Source organism: Streptomyces sp. NPDC014889 (assembly GCF_043081205.1).
Taxonomy (GTDB): domain Bacteria; phylum Actinomycetota; class Actinomycetes; order Streptomycetales; family Streptomycetaceae; genus Streptomyces.
Genome location: NZ_JBIBWH010000034.1, coordinates 1 through 18,152, shown reverse-complemented (window position 1 = coordinate 18,152; position 18,152 = coordinate 1). Strand labels below are relative to the sequence as shown.

At 68.3% G+C, this 18,152-nt stretch carries 15 protein-coding genes and 4 pseudogenes; 10 read left to right on the top strand and 9 right to left on the bottom strand.

Annotation, left to right across the window (positions count from 1 at the left end):
* Window positions 1–529: 529 nt before the first annotated feature.
* Window positions 530–937, top strand: a complete 408-nt coding sequence (locus ACF09J_RS35770; RefSeq protein ID WP_392309629.1) for a hypothetical protein — start codon at window positions 530–532, stop codon at window positions 935–937.
* A gap of 57 nt (window positions 938–994) precedes the next feature.
* Here the strand turns inward: ACF09J_RS35770 and ACF09J_RS35765 are convergent.
* Window positions 995–1,120 (bottom strand): annotated as a pseudogene (locus ACF09J_RS35765) (IS481 family transposase); the annotation flags it as partial.
* A gap of 228 nt (window positions 1,121–1,348) precedes the next feature.
* Here ACF09J_RS35765 and ACF09J_RS35760 point away from each other — a divergent pair.
* The 3 genes from ACF09J_RS35760 (at window position 1,349) to ACF09J_RS35750 (ending at window position 3,253) form a co-directional block, all read left to right on the top strand.
* Complete coding sequence (locus ACF09J_RS35760) at window positions 1,349–1,561, top strand: DUF6207 family protein (RefSeq protein WP_392309627.1); 213 nt, start codon at window positions 1,349–1,351, stop codon at window positions 1,559–1,561.
* 82 nt (window positions 1,562–1,643) lie between these two features.
* Complete coding sequence (locus ACF09J_RS35755; protein ID WP_392309626.1) at window positions 1,644–2,486, top strand: Ku protein; 843 nt, start codon at window positions 1,644–1,646, stop codon at window positions 2,484–2,486.
* Between the two features lie 74 nt (window positions 2,487–2,560).
* Window positions 2,561–3,253 carry a hypothetical protein gene (locus ACF09J_RS35750; RefSeq protein WP_392309625.1) on the top strand — a complete coding sequence of 231 codons (693 nt, stop codon included), beginning with the start codon at window positions 2,561–2,563 and terminating at the stop codon, window positions 3,251–3,253.
* Between the two features lie 646 nt (window positions 3,254–3,899).
* Here ACF09J_RS35750 and ACF09J_RS35745 read toward each other — a convergent pair.
* Window positions 3,900–5,324, bottom strand: a complete 1,425-nt coding sequence (locus tag ACF09J_RS35745) for a hypothetical protein (protein ID WP_392309624.1) — start codon at window positions 5,322–5,324, stop codon at window positions 3,900–3,902.
* A complete protein-coding gene (locus ACF09J_RS35740) occupies window positions 5,318–5,902 on the bottom strand; it encodes a hypothetical protein (protein ID WP_392309623.1) in 585 nt (194 codons plus the stop codon). The genes ACF09J_RS35745 and ACF09J_RS35740 overlap by 7 nt, the downstream gene beginning before the upstream one ends.
* Before the next feature lie 212 nt (window positions 5,903–6,114).
* On the opposite strand from ACF09J_RS35740, the gene ACF09J_RS35735 reads away from it, so the two are divergent.
* The 3 genes from ACF09J_RS35735 (at window position 6,115) to ACF09J_RS35725 (ending at window position 8,817) form a co-directional block, all read left to right on the top strand.
* Entirely contained in the window at window positions 6,115–6,288 is a 174-nt protein-coding gene (locus ACF09J_RS35735; RefSeq protein WP_392309622.1) for a hypothetical protein, read from the top strand.
* A gap of 1,028 nt (window positions 6,289–7,316) precedes the next feature.
* Window positions 7,317–7,892 (top strand): hypothetical protein, encoded by a 576-nt coding sequence (locus tag ACF09J_RS35730; RefSeq protein WP_392309621.1) that lies wholly within the window; start codon window positions 7,317–7,319, stop codon window positions 7,890–7,892.
* A 442-nt stretch (window positions 7,893–8,334) separates the two neighbouring features.
* Window positions 8,335–8,817: a hypothetical protein gene (locus ACF09J_RS35725; RefSeq protein WP_392309620.1), complete on the top strand. Its 483-nt coding sequence runs from the start codon at window positions 8,335–8,337 to the stop codon at window positions 8,815–8,817.
* A gap of 325 nt (window positions 8,818–9,142) precedes the next feature.
* Here ACF09J_RS35725 and tpg read toward each other — a convergent pair whose 3' ends face one another.
* The 3 genes and pseudogenes from tpg to ACF09J_RS35710 form a co-directional block, all read right to left on the bottom strand.
* Window positions 9,143–9,700, bottom strand: coding sequence for a telomere-protecting terminal protein Tpg (gene tpg, locus ACF09J_RS35720; protein ID WP_392309619.1), 558 nt, complete (start codon window positions 9,698–9,700; stop codon window positions 9,143–9,145).
* A 9-nt stretch (window positions 9,701–9,709) separates the two neighbouring features.
* Window positions 9,710–11,911 (bottom strand): annotated as a pseudogene (gene tap / locus ACF09J_RS35715) (telomere-associated protein Tap).
* Between the two features lie 1,072 nt (window positions 11,912–12,983).
* The gene (locus tag ACF09J_RS35710) at window positions 12,984–13,259 is read right to left on the bottom strand and encodes a hypothetical protein (RefSeq protein WP_392309618.1); all 276 of its coding nucleotides are present in this window, start codon (window positions 13,257–13,259) and stop codon (window positions 12,984–12,986) included.
* 375 nt (window positions 13,260–13,634) lie between these two features.
* On the opposite strand from ACF09J_RS35710, the gene ACF09J_RS35705 reads away from it, so the two are divergent.
* The 3 genes and pseudogenes from ACF09J_RS35705 to ACF09J_RS35695 all read left to right on the top strand — a co-directional run.
* Window positions 13,635–14,444 (top strand): hypothetical protein, encoded by an 810-nt coding sequence (locus tag ACF09J_RS35705; RefSeq protein WP_392309617.1) that lies wholly within the window; start codon window positions 13,635–13,637, stop codon window positions 14,442–14,444.
* 92 nt (window positions 14,445–14,536) lie between these two features.
* A pseudogene (locus ACF09J_RS35700) lies at window positions 14,537–14,746 on the top strand (IS110 family transposase); the annotation flags it as partial.
* Between the two features lie 43 nt (window positions 14,747–14,789).
* Window positions 14,790–15,275, top strand: a pseudogene (locus ACF09J_RS35695) (DNA polymerase beta superfamily protein); the annotation flags it as partial.
* On the opposite strand, the gene ACF09J_RS35690 reads toward ACF09J_RS35695, so the two are convergent.
* From ACF09J_RS35690 to ACF09J_RS35680, 3 genes are all read right to left on the bottom strand, one after another.
* Complete coding sequence (locus tag ACF09J_RS35690; protein WP_392309616.1) at window positions 15,201–15,944, bottom strand: DNA polymerase beta superfamily protein; 744 nt, start codon at window positions 15,942–15,944, stop codon at window positions 15,201–15,203. The pseudogene ACF09J_RS35695 and the gene ACF09J_RS35690 overlap by 75 nt on opposite strands.
* Before the next feature lie 299 nt (window positions 15,945–16,243).
* Entirely contained in the window at window positions 16,244–16,555 is a 312-nt protein-coding gene (locus ACF09J_RS35685) for a transposase family protein (protein WP_392309628.1), read from the bottom strand.
* Window positions 16,556–16,794: 239 nt separating this feature from the next.
* The gene (locus ACF09J_RS35680; protein WP_392309615.1) at window positions 16,795–17,556 is read right to left on the bottom strand and encodes a hypothetical protein; all 762 of its coding nucleotides are present in this window, start codon (window positions 17,554–17,556) and stop codon (window positions 16,795–16,797) included.
* Window positions 17,557–18,152: the final 596 nt, after the last annotated feature.

The following is an 18,152-nucleotide window of genomic DNA, read 5'->3' as shown; positions in this document are numbered from 1 at the left end:
GGCATCCTGCTCGCCCTCACCCCGCCCCCGTACCTGAACAACCTCATCGGAGCGTGCGCCCTGCTGCAGGCACTCACCCTGCTCCTCACCTTCCTACGACTGCGCAACGACCCCGCCCTCCGAGCCAGGACATCGCCACCCCGCCACGAGGCCTGACCCATCCATTCAGCCGTCGACACGTGGTCACGCGCTCGCCGATCTCCTCCACCAGGGCGACCACATGCCCGAAGTCCTCGATCGTGCCACCCATTTCAACGCAGCTCATGGCCTCTATTGGCCGCACTCTCGCCAACGGAACCGGGGGCGACCTGGTGGAAGTCAGGACTCCGAAGATGGAGCGGTTATCCGGAGTCCATGACGGGCGGGACGCACGACGCGGTTACTGGCACGGGCGGGCGACGCGTGTCCAAGCTGCCGCAGGAAGAGGAGAACTGGCCAAAGCGAGGCTTGAAATGAGTGGCTGCCGTGTACACGACATTGTTTAGATGACTCGTCACTTGCCGCTCGAATACTTGAGGTGCGAAGTCAATTGAAGAAGGTTCTGACCGCATTCGCCGCCGCTGTCCTGGGTGTCACGATGTTCGGCGGGAATGCTCACGCGGTGGATGTCACTCCGTTCAGTGCCACCAACTGCACCGGCAATGCGGGATCCACGGACGGGTCCGGGTCGGTTTGCATCACCGTGAACGGGACCGGGCTCAAGGTGGACAGCTTCTACCTGTCCAAGCAGTCCAACAACCGGGCCTGGACTGACTACGCTCACATCGACTTCACGGACGGCTCGGGCGGTTACATGAGTCAGACCGTCAGTGCCGCGCGGGTCGAGAAGAAGACGGTCGGAACCACCTGGGGGCTTTCGGCGGCGGACGGCAGCAAGATCTGTGGGTATTGGCACAATTACCCGGGGACCAAGGCCTGCGCGACGATTCACAAGTAACCAGAGGCATAGATCGGGCGGAGCGGGCCGGTTCGGCCCGCTCCGTTGTTGGCAGCCTTTGTGGGCAGTGGGGCGGGAGATGCCCATCTCTGCGGCGACGTGGGCGACGGGACGGCCAGAGCGGACACGCTCAACCAGCAGGCGCTTGCCATGAACGGTCAGCCGGGCATTACGGTGGGACACGAAGGCCTCCGTGCGGTGAAGATTCGACACCTCCACCACACACGGAGGCCTTCGCCGTGATCAAGCCTGGCCCGCGTTAACAACGCTCGTGATCAATACATCTAGGCGCTGCGACGGGCGGAACGACGCCAGGTACTTCGCCGCGGCGGTAGAGATGGCCGGGGCCTTACTCGGTCGGGTGAAGCCGCCGGGATCGGAGAACCTCTTGGGGCGTCGGCGCGTAGTGCCGTGCATGGAGCCGATCAACGAAGCACATGTGGTGGAGCTGGGACTGGCCGTTGGTGGATCGCGGCATGCGACGACCAGACCGCCTTCGCCGTCCAGGAGCTGCTCGCCACGCGGTCGGCGACCGCGACGGCGGACCGTACGATCCGGGATCCGGGGCAGCCCGGAGTGCGGCTGCGCTGCTATCTGGACGTGCGCCAGACGCTCGGCTCATAGCGCCGAGGGCTCCCGCCGGCCCTTGCTCGTGCCGGGCCGGGCGGCGTCCTAGGCTGATACTGCTCGGGGCTGGAGGTGTGTCATGCCCCCGCATGTGTGGACCGGTGCCATCTCGTTCGGGCTGGTCAGCGTCCCGATCGCCGTCCTGGGCGCAACCGAGGATCACAGCGTTCACTTCCGCCGGATCCACACCGTCGACAACGGCCTGGTCCGCAACCGCTACTGGTGCGAGCTCGAGGACCGTGAAGTCTCCTACGGAGAGATCGGCCAGGGCTACGAGATGGCCGACGGCCGCGTCATCCCGCTCACCGACGAAGAACTGCGACAGCTGCCGCTACCCACGGCGCGCGCGATCGAGCTGGTGGGCTTCCTCCCGGCCGCCGACGTCGACCCGATCCGGATCGGCCCCGGCTACTACCTCCAGCCGCAGGGCAGCGTCGCCGCGAAGCCGTACGTGCTGCTGCGCCAGGCCCTGCAGCGCGCCGCGAACGTGGCCGTCGCCCGCTACGCCTGGCACGGCCGTGAACGCCTCGGTCTTCTGAGGGTCCGCGGGGACGTGATCGCGCTGCACACGCTGCTGTGGCCCGACGAGATCCGTGACCCCGCCCCGGTGGCCCCCGGCCCCGTTCATCTGGAACCGGGCGAGATCGACGAGGCCATGACCCTGGTTGAGATCATGTCCCGCGACAGCGTCGAAGGCCCGAAGTTCACCGACCACTACACCCAAGCCCTGCGCAAGGTCGTCGAAGCCAAGCAGGAACACCGCCGGCTGCCGCAAGCTCCGCATCCGGCAGCCCGGCCGGGTCAGCCGGTGGACCTCATGGCCGCACTGCGGCAGTCCGTGAACGAGGCCCGGGCCGCGCGCGGCGACAACAGCGCGGACGTCCCCGACCTGCCGGCAGCCGCAACCCCGACGTCACGGTGATGTTCAGTGCGCCCGACGAAATGGATCTGTTCCTATACTTTTTCGAGGCAGGCCTTTGGGTAGAACCCGACCCAATGCAGGTGCGTGCGGCCTTCCCCTTCCTGCCCGAGCCGGCCACAGCCGAACTGCGCCGTTACCGAGCACGAAAGCCAGCGTTCCTGACCAGCCGAACCGATGCGCTGGACCAGTGGTTCCACACCCGAGGGCGCGGCGGCGCGCGTTCAATACAGGCGCCCAAGCCGGCAATGGTGCCATCGCCGCTTGCGCCGTTGATCGACGAGCTGCAGTCCCGCAATGTCACCGGATGGCTGAGCATCGGCGCGACGCTGCTGTCTGGAGCAACCGACGTGCAGCACAAGTTCGCCCGCCACGGCGATGAACTCCTCGACAACCCGAGCCCCAAGGGCCGTAGCCTGGCCGTGCCGCTCACGGCCAGCGTCGACCCGGCAGAGGGCTGGCTGTTCGTGTGGGCCACCCGCCCGGCTGGAGCCGACCCCGACGAGACCGACAGGAGGCTCCGCGACTACCTCCGGGCCAAGAAGCACCAGCTCGGTCTGCCCAGAGGCGTCGTCTTCCTCTACGACCAACCGACCCGCGAGCTCCTCGACATTTGTTACGAAGGGCACACCGGGCCGCTTAATGCTGCGCTGACGGCCAGCTTGTCGTCCTTGCGGCCACCCTCAGAGCTTCATCGCTCGATCCACCCGAACGCCAAGCGGCCGCAGAGCGGCACGAGGAACGCAGCACGGCACAAGCGGAAGCGGTAGGGACAATCTCGCCGGGAGCTCCTCCAACGGCACCAGCGCCGACGATCAGGCCGACGTCACATCTGAACGCACTACACGGAGCCGCACCCGTCGGTGAGCAGCAGATCCGCGGGCCAGGCTTGTGCGCCTTCCTGCGGCCCTCGGCTTCGTCCCGAAGCGTCTGGACAGATCTCCGTCGCGGTATGCCGACAGCACTGGCCTCCGACGAACCCCGGCAGGAACAGCCACCCCCACAACAGCCAACCCGCCCAGCCGCAGCCGCTAAATGGCAGCCGCTTGGTCACCTCATGACAGCAGATCAACCCGCGCCCACAGCGCATAACCAGGCAATCAACAACTGAACACGGCTGACGCACAACCGCTGCCACCAACACGCCCACTCACACCAGCCGGCACTGCGGTCGTGGACGGCCGTGCGGACCAGCTCGGCAAGCCCCCGACGGCGCCGCCAGTTGGGCCGCCAGGCCCACGAACACTCTCAGCGCCGCCATCTGCGACGGCAGCAGCTTCACCGGCGTCGTTCCCTTGGTGAGGTGGCCTCGCGTCGTGTCTGACGGTCAGCTTCTTGGAGGAGCTTCGGTGCCGTTGCCTGCCCTCACCGGGTTCTGTCAGCGCCCACAGCGCTGCCGGCGGTCTCGCGCAAGTCCTATACGTCGTCGAAGCTGGGCTGACTCCATGGCTGGTCGGGGGGTGGACCTTGGGCACCGAGGAGCTGGGTGATCTTCTCGGCTTCATCATTTGAGAGATCGGAGAGCAGGCGCGTCGTTGTACCGAGGAGGGCGTCCAACGGTACTTGGGTACGTGCGCCGCGGGCGCTGGCGATTCCGGTGCCGAACAGGCACTGGAGAGTCTCGCCGGAGGGGATGCGGGCATCGGCCTCGATGACTCCCTCGGCCTGTCCCAGCGCGTCACTGATTCCGTCGAGTTGAGCGTCGTGGGAGATGTCGTCGCCGGGGCCGCCGTATCCGACGTGGCGGTCCGTCACGACCATGCGAAGAGAGGTCAACGGGATGCCGAAGCGGTCGGCCCTGTTCCTCACCTCGTCGAGGTGGGGCAGATCGTGCTCCTGTCCCTGCGGGAGCTGGCGCCGGGACTGGGCAACCAGCACATGGAAACGCGGGGTCTGCAGGATCAGCTGGCCGGCCTTCACCGCCCAGCGCCACGGGCTGATGTCCGCGTCTGCCGCGCCGGGCACGATCATGCAGACGCGGCTGGTCCAGAGCCGGATCGCCTCACGCATCAGGTGCTGAAGGTTGCCGGTGCCGGCGGCCGGGGTGCGCAGCAGGATGGGAAGGCTGATCATGCGGACGACCCGGTCCCAGAACGCGGCGTCGGCGATGTCCGCAGATTCCAGCAGGTACATCAGGGCCGTCTCGTCGAGATGGCCGACGCCTCGCTGGGGTGCGGGAAAGCTGGCGAGCGTGGATCCGCCGCCCTGCCAGAGCGCGGCAAGGAAGGCTGACATTCGGTCGGCGACGTCGGTGGTCATCCGTGCGGTGAGGGCGTCGACGGCGTCGCGGGTGGGAACGCGTTCTCCCGCACGAGCGGCCTCTGCCCCCTGAACGACCGTGTTCAGAAACTCCTCGGTCGCCACTTTGTCGAGGGTGCCGCGGCCGCCTTCGAGAACGGAGCGGGACACCAGATGAGGAATGCCGGGAGAGTCGTCGGCCGGCTGGAGTGCGCCGAGCGCGGAAGCGTCGAGGAGCAGCGCGGTGCTGCTGCCGGGAAGCGGGGGAAGATCTCCCTGTTGCCGGGCAGTGGGCAGTTGACCGAGAGCGAGAAGCACCGGCCGGTCCGTACGGGGAAGGCGATGGAGGTCATCCTCGAGTTCGCGCTGGTCCGATGTAGTGCGCAGATAGATGAACCTCCGCGGTGTGCGGGGTCTGCCGGGCCATTCGAGGACCATGTCGGGGACATGGGTGTGGTTGAAGAACTCGGTCTTGGTGATGGTGGCGCCGGGGTCCATGCGGCGCAGGTGCCGGGCGACGATGTCCTTGACCCGAGTGAACATCATCCGGTCGTCGGGCTCGTCCATGGCCTGGGAGATCGACTGTTCGACGATGTTCACCACGAGCCCTCTCTGCGGGTGAGTTCGGCGGCGACGATGGCTGCCCAGTCCTTGAGTGGCAGGAGGGTCTCCTGCTTGTCCGAGAGCACAATCAGCCACAGGCGTGCGGCGACCGACTGGGCGAGTTCAGCGTCCAGGAGTTTTCGGGCTTCCTCGGTGTCGCTGGTGCCGAAAACGCGGCTGCTGTGCTGAAGGACCGCCGCTTCCACCTGGCCGGGTGAGTTGAGGGTGGACCAGGAGTTCGCGCGGAAGGGTGCCCAGGTGATCCACATGAAGTGATCGCTGAGGTGGTGCTGGGCCTGAGCGGCTACGTAGCACTTGGCGAGGAACTCGTCGAACTGCGTTCCCTGATCGCTGGGTTGCGCGTAGTTCTTGACCTCCGCGCAGAACATGTCGTTCTGGTAAGGGTCGCCGCGCATGGCGCCCCCCAGATCGAAGGAGAACGTCCGGCCTCCGTACGGCCACGGCAGAGTCAGCCTGCGACCGCAGGACTCCGAGTCCGTGTTCGCGTACGCGCCGAAGATGCGCATCGTGCCCTCGAGCCACTGCTTGGCTCTGCGGGCCCCCGAGAAGCCCTTCACCTGAGCATCTTCGCCAACTACCACAGGCGTAGCTTAGTGCGATCGGATCATCACGATGCGCTCGAACGGGCCGATCCCCCGCCACACCGACGCCTGCAGGCTCCAGGAATGGGAGACCCATGGCCTGGGGAAGTAGGCCGCCGACGGGCCGAGGACGGGCCGACTCCTGCGAAAACGCCCGCCCGGATCCGCGAACACGAGACCGTGGTGGAGTGACCCATCCCCCCCGCCTCCTGCGGACAGCTCCCCTGCAGGGGGAGACGACCTCGTCGCTGATCTGCCGCATCGCCAGCCGCTACGGGATGGAAGCGAAGGCGTTGCGGTCGTACTGGCAGTGGCGCAACTACCCCGACGACAGCGTTCTGCCCACCGAACTGACCGCATAGCCTCAACACGAGATCATCGAGTGGCCGTCGATACACCACTCCAGCGGACGTGACCCCGCGCCCCGGCATGGGCTGTATACCTTCGGACGTTCCAGGTGCCGAGACGCCGGCTGCGTCCGGTCCTGGCCACACGACCGGCTGGCCGCCCCGTGCGCGGATCTGGCCACCCACACGGTGCGGCGTGCCGCGGCGTCCGCAGTCCGGGGCCGGCGAAGAAGGTCGTGGAGTCGGCCGAGCGGCGGCACACCGCCGTCCCCGGCGAGGCAGTGAGCGCCCAGCTTGTTCGAACGTTCGCCCAGGAGGCCCAAGCCCTCAACGAGAAGGTCACCGAGGCCGGATCTGGGCGCACGCGCCGGCCGATGTCCTGGCCATCAGGGACTGCTTTCGGCAGTGACGACCGTGGACGAGGCGGGGGCACCTTGATGTGCAGCACCGTGCGACCAGCCAGTGGTGGGTACCAGCCGCCGCCGGCAGCCGCCTCGGCTGTTCGGAACTGACGTCCTCGTCAGCTGGGTAGCAGCGTGCTTGCGCCGATAGCGTTTGTTGAACGGATCTGGCGTGAATTGACCAGTGCGCCGATGGGGTGAGAGCCCGTCATGGGACGGCTTCGGGTCCTCACCTGCTGACCGCAGGACGGTGGCCGGTTCCACGCTGGACGGGCGGACGGCACGGGCACAAGGCCCTGGCCCCGCAGGGTGGCCGTGATCCGGTCCCTGACCCGCCTGTCCCCGTCTGTCCGGGCCCTCTCGCGCCCAGATTTCCAGGCGACTCGCTGCCGCATGGGTGAGCAGGCGTTAGAGATCACCTTGAAGGCCTAGTCGATCACGAGTCCTCCCAGCATTTACGCAAGTTTGACGTGTCGTCAGCGACCCGGGAACCGGACATGCGGGTGGGTTCGGATACCCCGTTCGGCTCCCAGCACCAACCCACGGCGATATTCCCGAAATGACAGCTTCTGGGGCTGTCATTACGTTCAATCACATGCCGGCAGCCAAAGCCGGCCTCTGTGAGACAGGAGCAAAAGCGACATGATCATGACCCGTGCCAACGCCGTCACCGCGGCCGTCGCCGCCGCCTCAGCACTCGTCGCGACCGGCATCACCTACGCGACGGCCGCCCCCGCGCCGGTGGCCCAAACGGCCCCGGCCGTCGTCCAGCAGGCACCCGCTCCGGCCCACGCGCCGATGGACGGCGGGTCCGGAGGAGGTAAGGGCAGCGAGGGCAACGAGCACGGCGGCCGCGGCGGCGGCAACGAGCGCGGCGGCCGTGGCGGCGGCAACGAGCGCGGCGGCGAGCGCGGCCACCGCGAGATCGGCAGGATCCACATCAACGAGCGGTCGTACTCCGCCCACCCCGACGGCTGCATCACCGTGGTCAGCGGCCTGGGCTCCAAGAGCCTCAACATCCGCAACAACAGCAAGCGGACCGTCGAGGTCTTCCGCGGAGCAACCTGCGACAACGGCGCCCCCATCGCCACCGTCGGCCCCCACAGCGAGGCCAACGGCGTGAAGCCCGGGAAGGTCGACGGCGTGTACGTCGAGGACGGAGTGGTCGCCAGCTTCCGGGTCATCGAGCGTCACCACAAGGACGACTTCGACTTCTAAGCCCGCTGGATGATGCGCATGACAAAAGAACCCCGGCCCGCCGTAATCGGGCCGGGGTTCTGGTCTCAGACCTCAGGGGCATCCGGCTCGTGGTGCCCGCACGACCACTGCCCGACGGTCCACGCGCCTGCCATCTCATGCTAAAACCGGCCAGAAGGCGCTGCGAGGCTGCCCGTGCAGGCGACCTCCCGCTTCACCGGCTCACCTCAAGGCCGATTCCCGCCGGAACAACTTCAGTTGGCGTCATTCCCGGACAGCGGCCACCGGCCTCCTTCGAGGCGGTCGGGTGAGCCCGAACGGGTGACGAAAGCGTAAGCCGCACATCCGTGCAGCTTCCCTCGGCCCGGCCCGTAGCAGCGAGCACACAGGCCCACGGCGAAGCGGCAAGCCACGCAACCCCAGGGCACCTTTCCCCGACCCACGACACCACGGGATGATCGATATGAGCAATCGCCTGGTGGAGGACGCGAGCGACGACAACTACGTCATGGACATCCTCGACATCACGTTCACCCCCGCATGGCCGCGCCTTGGACACCAAGTCCGCTGGGAAATGGACAGCTACCTCAAAGAGTCGGTCGACCTGACCCAGGTCACCTGCAGGGTGATCATGAAGATCGGCCCGCTGAAAATACTGGACAAAAGATACATACTGCCCGATCTGCTGGCAAGCATGGGCACACGCCTGTCGGGTGACGTCCACCCGCCCGCCGGACCGTGGAAACAGACCTGGGACCTGCAGATCCCCCCAGCAGTGCCCGTCGCCAGATATCAGATCCACCTGCGCGCCCACACCGCAGACGGGAAGAACTTCCTCGCCCTGAACATCCCCGTCGCCTTCCACCACAGATGGGCCACCGCCAACGACCACATCGGCTCACCGAACCGTCCCAGCTTCGGCAGAGACCTCAGCCGGGCACTGTGACTGATTCCCAATCATGTTTGTCAAGGGCGCCGGGATCGTGGTGGAGGCCGGGAAGTGATCCCGGCGCTCGCCGCTGCGGCGGGTGAGATCCTGAACGGATGAACGAGACATCCGCTGCTCTGGCGACCGCTCGGTGGCCGCTGGCCGCGGCTGGGGAGACTGATTGGCTGCGGGAGCTGGCCGACGATGACGGGCTCACCGGCTTCATGCCGCCGGCACTGCCCGACGCTGCCTGGGTGCTCCACTCCATGTACGAACACGAACTCGGGCCCACCGACCTGGGAATCAGTCACATCCGGGCCTCACGGCTGTTCGGGCGCGACTGCTACAGGTCGAACTCCAGGTGCTCGATGTCGGTGAAGCGGACCTCCTCGAGCTGGCCGGCGCGGCGGCCGTTGTCCTGGAAGTAGACCTCCTTGAGTCCTTCGGCGGCGATCTCGTGCAGTTGCTGCTCAGTAGCGCCCTGCTCCTGGGCCTCAAAGAGCCGAGCGGCGTAGCGGGGCGGCAGTGCCACGGTGAGATGGCGGAGGCGGTCTTCGTCGGTGGAGCCGATCGGCGCGGTGTAGCCGATGCGCGCCCGGGTGTCGATGACGATGCCGCCGGTGGTCGCCGCCTGCTGGCGGGCCTTGGCCCGGATCTGCGGCTGCCACCGCCTCTTCACCTCGCGCTCCAGGCGCGCGGCGAGGTCCGGGCGGGGCTTTTTGATCTGGTCCTTCACGTACCGTTCCACGGTGCGCTGGGAGATCCGCAGCATCTGGGCGACCGCCTTGGTGCTCTTGAGCTGCCTGACCAGGTAGCGCATCTGCGCGGGCGCGCTCTTGGGTGCCGGGCGGGTGAAGGCTTTTTGCACCGCGGTGTCCAGGCCGTCCCCGAACAGGGTCATCGCCTACTCCTACTCTCCGTTGTCGACGTCGGTGACGGTGCCGTCCTTGATGTACCGGGCGAGGTTGAGCTCGGGGGCGTTGAACCGCTCGCGGACCTCTTCACCCCACAAGACGGACTGGGTGCCCTCGTGCTTGACCAGGCCGGGGTTGACGCCGAGCTTGAACCCGCCGGGCAGCGGCTTGCCGTCCCGGTAGGGCAGGAAGTCCAGCGGTGAGGTGCCGTTGGCCGCGTATACGACGCAGTCGGACAGGATCGCCACCGGGTACTGGCCGGTGAACGCCGCATGCTTGACGATCTTGCGGTGCAGGTTGATCCGGGTGCGGGAGATGACCGCCGCGCGGATGTCCGGCCGCCAGGTGGCGCGGGACAGGGCGCGCCACGGGTCGCCCGGCCGCCAGCCCTCCCCGCGCGGGCGCTCGCGCAGCTTGCCCAGACCGCCCTTCACGGTGGCCTTGATCGCCGAGACGACGATCGCCAGTTCCGGGTCACGGCCCTTGTAGCCGTCCATCGCCGTCAGGAAGTCGGCCGCCGCGAGGTTGGCGTCGACGCCGAGGTCGGCCATCGTGGCGAGGTAGGCGTCGCGCAGCCGGTTGTACCAGCCGTCCAGGTAGCGGCCGTTCTCGCGGCGGACGTACGCCTCCATCGGCCGCACGTCGTAGCCGAGCTCCACTGCGTACGCGACGGTGGGCGTCGCGTACCAGGCCGGTCCCTGCGGGCGCTCGCCCGTCGGAGTGAACGGGCTGGGTAGCAACTCCGCATCCAGGTCCACCCACTTGTCCTTGCCGACCTTCACCCGGGACAGGTCCACATGGGAGAGGTCGACCAGCCAGGAGCCGGGCAACTTCGGGTCGAACATCGGGGCCTTGACGTACGTCGGCGCGCCGAGACCGACGACCAAGCCGTTCGCGCCGGCGGCGAAGGCCATGTTCACGTCGATGCCGACCAAGTGCCGCAGCGTGCACTCGGCATCGGTCATCGGCCGCGCCCAGTCGTACGCCTCCTCGAACAGCTTCTCCGCCGGGCCGCGGACATGGAAGCGCGGCAGGTCCTTGAGGACCGGGTGGCCGTCGGGGGCCTCACACGGGGCCGGATCCACCGGGTCCTTGCCCAGCGAGCCGGGGTTGTGCTCGGAGTGCCGCTTGCCGTCGGCGCCTGGCTCGGAGGCGCGGGTCGGCGGGTGCAGCGCGGTCATCAGCTCCAGGCCAGTCACGGCCGTGGACCCGCGCGGCGTCATTACGCGGGAGGCGTACACGCCCAGAACGCGGGCGAGTTCGGCGGGCGGGAGTTGCCCGGCCGTACCCCAGTGCCGGGAGTCCAGCGCGTGCCACGACGGGATGCACAGTTGCACGCAGGCTCGCTCCGAGCCCTGCGCGGGGCGGTAGATACGCGCCCACGGCCCGAACCCGCGCTTCGTCAGCTTCCAGTCGGCGCGTGCCAGCTACTTGACGACCTTGTGCCCCTCCGGGATTCGCCCGGCGAGCCGTTCCTCGTCGGTGAGGGCGACGGGCAGGCCGTAGCGCTCCAGGGCGGACTTGGTGAGCACGAGCAGCGGGTCGGCGTCCTTTCCGGAACCGGACAGCTTCGGCTGACCGAGCTTCGCCTCGCGCAGCGTCCAATCCATGAGGGCTGGGATTGACTTGGCGGGCACGTCCAGGACGAGGCCGCCCACGCAGTACGCCAGCACCTGCCCGTCCGCGACGTCGACGACCGCCAGCGGGCCGTTCTCGAACCGCGGGTCGGCGCCACCCGCCGGGGCGCCAGTCGGGGCCGCCTTCCGCGCGCCCGGACGGCGCGACGTCGCCGGGCGCGGTGCGGTGGCCGGAGTAGCGGCAGGGGGCTGAGTGTTCTCGGTTTCAGTCATGGCCGCAGCTTCGGGGGCCTGGCCTGTGGACAACGTCTGCGCTTCCTGCGGGGCGGGTGAACCGGTGAACGTGGCGGCCACCGGGGCGGCCGGCTCCTCCGGCGTGGGGTAGAGCTCCGCCAGCTGCTTCAGCAGCCGCGCGTACGCCTCGCGCTCCGGGCCGCGCGGCTCGGTCGGCTTCTTGGCCGACTCCCAGCCGGACACCGTGGCCCGGCGGACCTTCAGTGCAGCGGCGACTTCGTCCAGAGTCAGACCGTGCGCGACCCGCAGCCGCTTGCGCTCCTCCGCCGGCGGCAGCGAAGAGCGGGACGCGACCAGGGCGTCGACCGCGTCGAACAACTCGGACATGGAACACCTCCTGGTCCAGATTCTACCCCATGGACCGTACTAATTGCGTACTTTTACCGTACGGATTGCGTACCGTGCCCGTTCGATGCGTGGGGATGGGTGCAGACATGCGAGGAGGCCCTCCAGCGCATGGTCGGGCACCCCGGCTCGGCGACTCCTGTACATCAGGAGGAAGGCCGGGGCGCCCGGCGAAAAGATCGCGGTTCTTTCCGGCAGGGTTCCCTCCGCTGTCGGCACGTCGCGTCGTTCTGGTCGTCTACCCCAACGGCCAGCACCTGACGGTCTCGTATTCCGCAGAGGGTGCTCGTTCAGGATGGCTGGGTGGCGCGGGTGTGGGCTGTTGCGTTCTTGCTGGGGTGCGGAAGGCGGTCCAGGTAGTACCGCAAACGCTCATCGGCTGTGCTGGGTCGCGTAGTAGGCCGCGGCGGCTTCCAGCAGAGGCAGTGGCAGCTTCCTTGAAGAAGACGGAGTCGGACTTCCCGACGGAATCGGACTTTCCGTCGGAAGATGTGACTTCCACGAGTAAATTCTCTGGATCCTGTGTGGTCTCCTCGGGGTGGAGATTGGTGGCGGCGCGTTGCAACGAGTGACGGTTGGGCAGGTCACGGGCTGGGGGCCCGCTGTGGGAAGCGGTCTGCCGGGAGCGCGGGAGGGCGGCCTCGATGATGACCTCGAGTTGTTCGGCGAAGCCCGGCCCTGGAAGGGGGATTTCGTAGTCCGGGTTGCGGCTGTATCCAATGGCGACTGCCGCGGCGACGAAGCGGATGACTTCGGCGGCGGTTTCGGTGTGCTCGCGCGGAGAGGCGACAGCGAGCCGACTGAGGATACGCAGGATGGTCGGGAGGCTGGTGTCGACGCTCAGGATGTCCGCAGACTCCTGCTCGATGTCGGGACCGGAGTCCCCGGTGTCGTGCGGCGAACCGGCCTGGCCACGCCAGAAGGCGGCTGCCTATGTGTCGCCATCGGCGAGATGGTGCAGGTAGAGGCAGTAGGAGGCGGCGCTGTCTCCGGCACCTGCGGCGTACTGCCACCAGAAGCGGGCGCCGTCCTGGGCATCTGCAAGTCGCAGGACTCAGCCGAGGACCCAGGCAGCCCGGGGGCCGGGCAGCTGGTCGGTCACGAAGTCGACCAACTGTTCAGCGTTGCAGCGGGCAACGGCCGCCTCGCACAGGGCGTGGAGGTGCCGCGCCGCGGTGTCGTCGATCGGGCCCGGTTCGCAGCTGCCCCACAGCGGTGTGCCGTCCGTGGGCAGGGCCGGGTAGGCGGTGTCCTCGTAGGGGACAAGGTCGGAGGGGACGGGGTCCTGCAGGAGCAGGGACTGGGAGAGGAGGTTGTCGATGGTGGTCATTGCGGGTGATCACTCCCGGTTGTCATGGCGGGGGTAGGCGCCTTCCAGAGCCCCCCGGGCGTGGTGGTCGATGGTGTGGGTGACGGCCGGGGACAGGCCGATGATGTTGGGTATGGCCTCAGGGCGGATGCCGCACAGGCATCGTGGCTACGCCGGTTGCGCGTGGAGCACGCGAACCTACGGCAGATCGTCACCTCGCCTCCGCCGCCCGGTGAACCTGCGGAGACCTTGCTACACGCGTGTCTCGGCTTCTGGCTGCACTGTCTGACTTCGGCCAATGTGGGCGAGGGCGCGGGGTGGATGCGAAGGATTCTCGAACGGCACCCTCGACCTCCCTCCCCCGAGACCACCGTCCTCTGGTGCCAGGCTGTGTGGGTGGCTGGGTTCCTGTTGCTTCTCCAGGGAGACTACGACAGCGCCCAGGAGGTGATCACCCGGGGTGAAGGGGCATTGGCCGACATGCCTGCCGCGAACGGCACCGGGTCCGGCACCGTGGCGAGCGGCTTGGCGGACCAGTCAACCCCCGAGGAACTCACGGCAGCATTCCTGCAGTTGCGCGCTCTTCCGGCGCTGTTTGCCGGAGAAACGGAGACCGCCGTGAAGTACACAGAGGCCTCTCTGGCGACCGGCCAGTGGTCCGACGCACTGTTGACTCGGGAACAGTGCGTCGCTCAGCTCGGCTTCGCCGCCGTGATGCAGGGCGATCACGCCCGCTCCACCGCCTTGCTCGAACAGGCGCTGAAGATGTCCGAGGCCCGGGGCGAGGTGTGGCATCGGTGCTATCTCTTGTGGGCCCGAGCTGTCAACCACAGCGAGGCGGGGCGGCCCGAGCTTGCACTGGAGCCCCTCAAGCGCGCTCTCCGGCACATGAGAGAGATCGACGAGCACTTGGGAGAAGCGGCCCTCAGCGAGACCCTAGCCTGGGTGCTCTCCTCCTGTGGCGACCCGCGCTCAGCGGCAGTCGCACTGGGAGCGGTGGACCGTGTGTGGCATCCGTCCGGCGCTCCTCGCCTCTTCGGTTTCGCGCTCTTGACCGCTCATCGTGAGCGCGGACTCCAGAGCGCGCGCAGACTGCTGGGTGAGAGCGAGTACAAGCGGGCGTACCAGGAAGGACAGAGCCTCGGCCTGCGGGGGACGTTAGAGAGGGCATTCACAGCCGGTGAGCGGCTCTGCCGGGGAACTTGAGAACGCCCCGGCGGTGAACGTTCACGCGGCTTCCTGCGCTGGTCCCTACGCCCGATCGATGGTCACGTCGATGGCGCGCACGTCCCCCGGGTCGTCCACGCTGGCGCGGACGTCCCAACCGCAGACTCCAACGAGTCTTCTACATCTCCGCGCTGTTCAGCATCCGCAAGTGTGAGGAATCGCGCCGGTTTTACGACCGCAAGCGCGCCGAGGGAAAGCGCCACACCCAAGCCGGCATCGACCGCCTGACCCGTGCCGTCGTCCATCTTGGCGGCTTCAGCCGCGCAGACGTGCTCTGGGCCTCCCGCCAGGGCGGCGTCCACCTCCTCGACGGCGACCTGGCGGGTGCGGCGCAACGGCTACGTGCTGGAGCAACTGCTCTCACCGCTGGTCGCGCACACCACCGACGCCCACCGGGAACTGACCGCGTTCGTGCCAGGCGTCCTCACCAGCCACCACACCCACCACTACCGCGGGTTCGCGGGGACCCAGTGGCGGCTGTTCGAGAAGACCGGCGAACTCAAGCCGCTGCTGTACACCTTCCGCGTACTGCTCACCGGCATCCATCTCATGCGCAGCGGCGAGGTACAGGCTCACCTGCCCACCCTCATCGGCGAGCTGGACGCGCCCGGCCATCTGCCCGAGCTGATGGCCACCAAGGCGGAACGCGAACACGGCACGGCCGCCGTCGACCACGCGCGTGTGGAGGCCGACGTGGAGCGGCTGCATGCCGTGCTCGACGAGGCGCAGGCCGGCTCAGCCCTGCCCGAAGCGCCCACCGCGCACGACGCCCTGCACGACTTCGTAGTGCGTGTCCGGCTGACCGGCTGAGGCACGGCGCGCCCGGAACAGGAAGTCGGCCACGCGTGCGTGGTCCGGTTCCGGCGGGAGCGGGGTGTGCCGCAGGGCCTCCTCGGTCTCGGCTGCAAGCCGGGCCATGCGGGCCTCGATCCGCGCCCAGGAGACCTCGCCCCGCTTCACCGCGAGCAGGGGCTCCCGCTGGTCGCCGACGTCGATGCGCAGCTCGCCCGTACGCAGCAGGTCGCGGGCGCTCATCAGCAGGCGGAGCAAGTGCATCGCATGCTTCCAGCGCGGGGAGCCCGTCGTACGGACGTCGGCGTCGAGTTTGCGGCGCTGGCCGAGGGCGTAGCGGGTGAAGGTGTCGCAGACCTGCCGGGAGAGGAAGGCGCCGCGCAGGTGCAGCAGCTCGCGGCCGGTGCCGTCCACGTGCTCCACCAGTGGTGAGTGCAGGCACTCCAGGATGTTCGGGTTGGCGCGCAGGGCCAGTTCGCAGAAGCGTTCCAGCTCCCAGCTGAACTGTTCGGGCAGCGGGCCGTCCACGTGCGTGGGTGGCTTCTCGAAGCGCCAGAACAGGGCGGTGGGGGCGAGGAAGACACCCCGGCGGTCGGTGTCGCTGTCGTCCGTCGCCAGCCCGAAGGCCCGCGACCCCATGACGCACGCGTAGATCGTGTGGTCGCGTACCAGGTCCTCGGGCTGCATGCCCGGGAGCGTACGCGGATCCTCACGTCAGACGGATGGAATTTCCCTCCGCCTTGATCCGCTTGGCGGGCAGCGGCCGGGCCGCAGATCACCGAGCCGTCGGCAAAGCGGAAGCGGCTGCCGTGGCAGGGGCCCCAGCGGCATACTGTGACACGGTTTGACGCGGTGGAGTCTACCGGGCGGCGGTGCGATGACGGCGGCCGCCATGGAACAGGCCCCGCCCATCTGGGCGGGGCCGGATCTGAGTAGTTGAGGTACAGGATCCCGGTGAGAACGATCATGGTCGGCTAGCGCGAGGATCACGGAAAGATCGTTGGGCGGACCTTGGTGCTGGTTACGGTCCGGTCGTGCCGGCGGAATCTGAACGTGGATCGCAGTCGCTCGGTCTGCCGGCCGAACCGGCCGGTGAGACCCGGAACCTGCTCGGCGAAGGTCTTGCGAGGACAGGAGCTCTCCGCACAGACGAACCGACACACCCGTAACGACACCACAACGAACTTGCCCGCCGTCGGCGGATCACGAGGAAACCGCAGATAGGAACCCTGTATTCGCCTCGACCAGCACCCGCAGCCCGGACAGGCCGCCCGCCTGGCCGTGCTCCGGGCCTTCACCTGGACAACCGTGCCAGCCACGTCGACCGACTCCACGGACAAGCCTTCCACCGAGGAGAACAGCAGCTCATCCAGCTGCGGCCGTACTTCGTTCACGGCCCAGCACTGTCGACCACCACCATCCAGCCGGACGATTTTCGGGCGACCTCAACTCCCGTCACACGAAGACCGACACTCACGCTGCGTACGCGACCACAAGAAGTGGGCCAGAGCCCATTCTCGTGAACGAGCCAGAGCACTCAGGTGCGGCGACCGAAGAGGGCTTTGAGGAGTCCTGGGGGCTGCTGGGCAAGGTCCGTGCGGCAGGTGGGGCAGTGGCGTCCGTCCTCGGGCGGGACGGCATCGCCGTAGCACTCGCCGGGCGGGCCGGTGACAAGCTGACCGCAGCGCTCGCACAGCGTCGGCGGGTCGGTCGGCTGCACCGGGCCTGGGCGTTCGTCCCCGGTACGGACCGGTCCTGGTGACTGCTGGCCCCAGGCGGCCGTCTGACGCGCTTCCTCGCGCTCCCTGTGACGCTGTTCTTCGCGGCGCAGTCGGCGTTCTCCGTCGCGTGCGTGCCAGGCGTCGACGTCGTTGGGGTTGGCCAGCGCGGTGGGCAGGTCTTCCCACTGGCCATGCCCGCACCGCCACCACACCGCGCCGCGCGGGCCGCCGGCCTTCAGGCGTTCCAGCGTGGTGAACCGGACCGGGATGGCGTCGGCGTAGTCGTAGTAGCCGTCCTGGCGGGCCTGCCCGACCGAGTCCATGCCCTGGTAACTGCCGGACCAGATGACGCGGGTGAGTTCCATGACCTGGTTCATGCGGTTCTTCAGCCCGGCAGCCCCGAGCCGGGTGCCAGGGTTGAAGACCACGGTGACGGGCGGGTAGCCCTCGCGGCCGGTGGGCGGGTAGAGGGTGCGCCACACCGCCAGGACGTCGGCCGTCTCGGTGCAGTTGTCGACCTCCACCATCAGCACCGACAGCCCGGCCTCCGGCGCCTGGAGGACCCCGTCGGCGCGCACACCGGTCCGGTTACGGCCCGAGCTGGGAACGCTGGTGCCTGCCTCGGTGAGCGGGCCGCCCGGGGTTGCGCAAATCCTGGCCCACGCTTCTCGATGCCTTGGGCGGCCACGGGCTGGATGCGGCGCGGCCGGCGGGCGGGCTCGGGAATGGCTCTGAAGCCGCCGAGCTCGGTGACGGTCGGGGCCGGTGGCCGAGGGGTGGCCCAGTCTCAGGCTGTTCGCGGAGTGAGCGCTCCGGGCGCTGGAGGATCGAGCCGGGCGATGAGGGTACGGCCGACCCGCTGGAGTTCCTCGTCGAGGTCGACGCTCTCGAACCTGCCGCCGCGCCGGGGCAGGGCCAGTTGCTCGCGGAGCAGGGGCAGGGCCGGTGCCGCGAGGGGGGCCCATGCGGTCCAGGCAGGCCACGACGTGGTTCGCCGTCGCGGAGTTGTGGGCCATGGCCTGCAGCAGGGCGTCGAGGACGGCCGGTACCTCGGCCTCGCCGCCGATCTCCCAGACGGAAACCGCAGGTCAGCGATCCAGCGCACCTTCGGTGCGCGCCGGGGGCGTGGTAAATCCCGTGGCGCGCGCTGGGGATGCTTCTGTCTGCCCCTGAC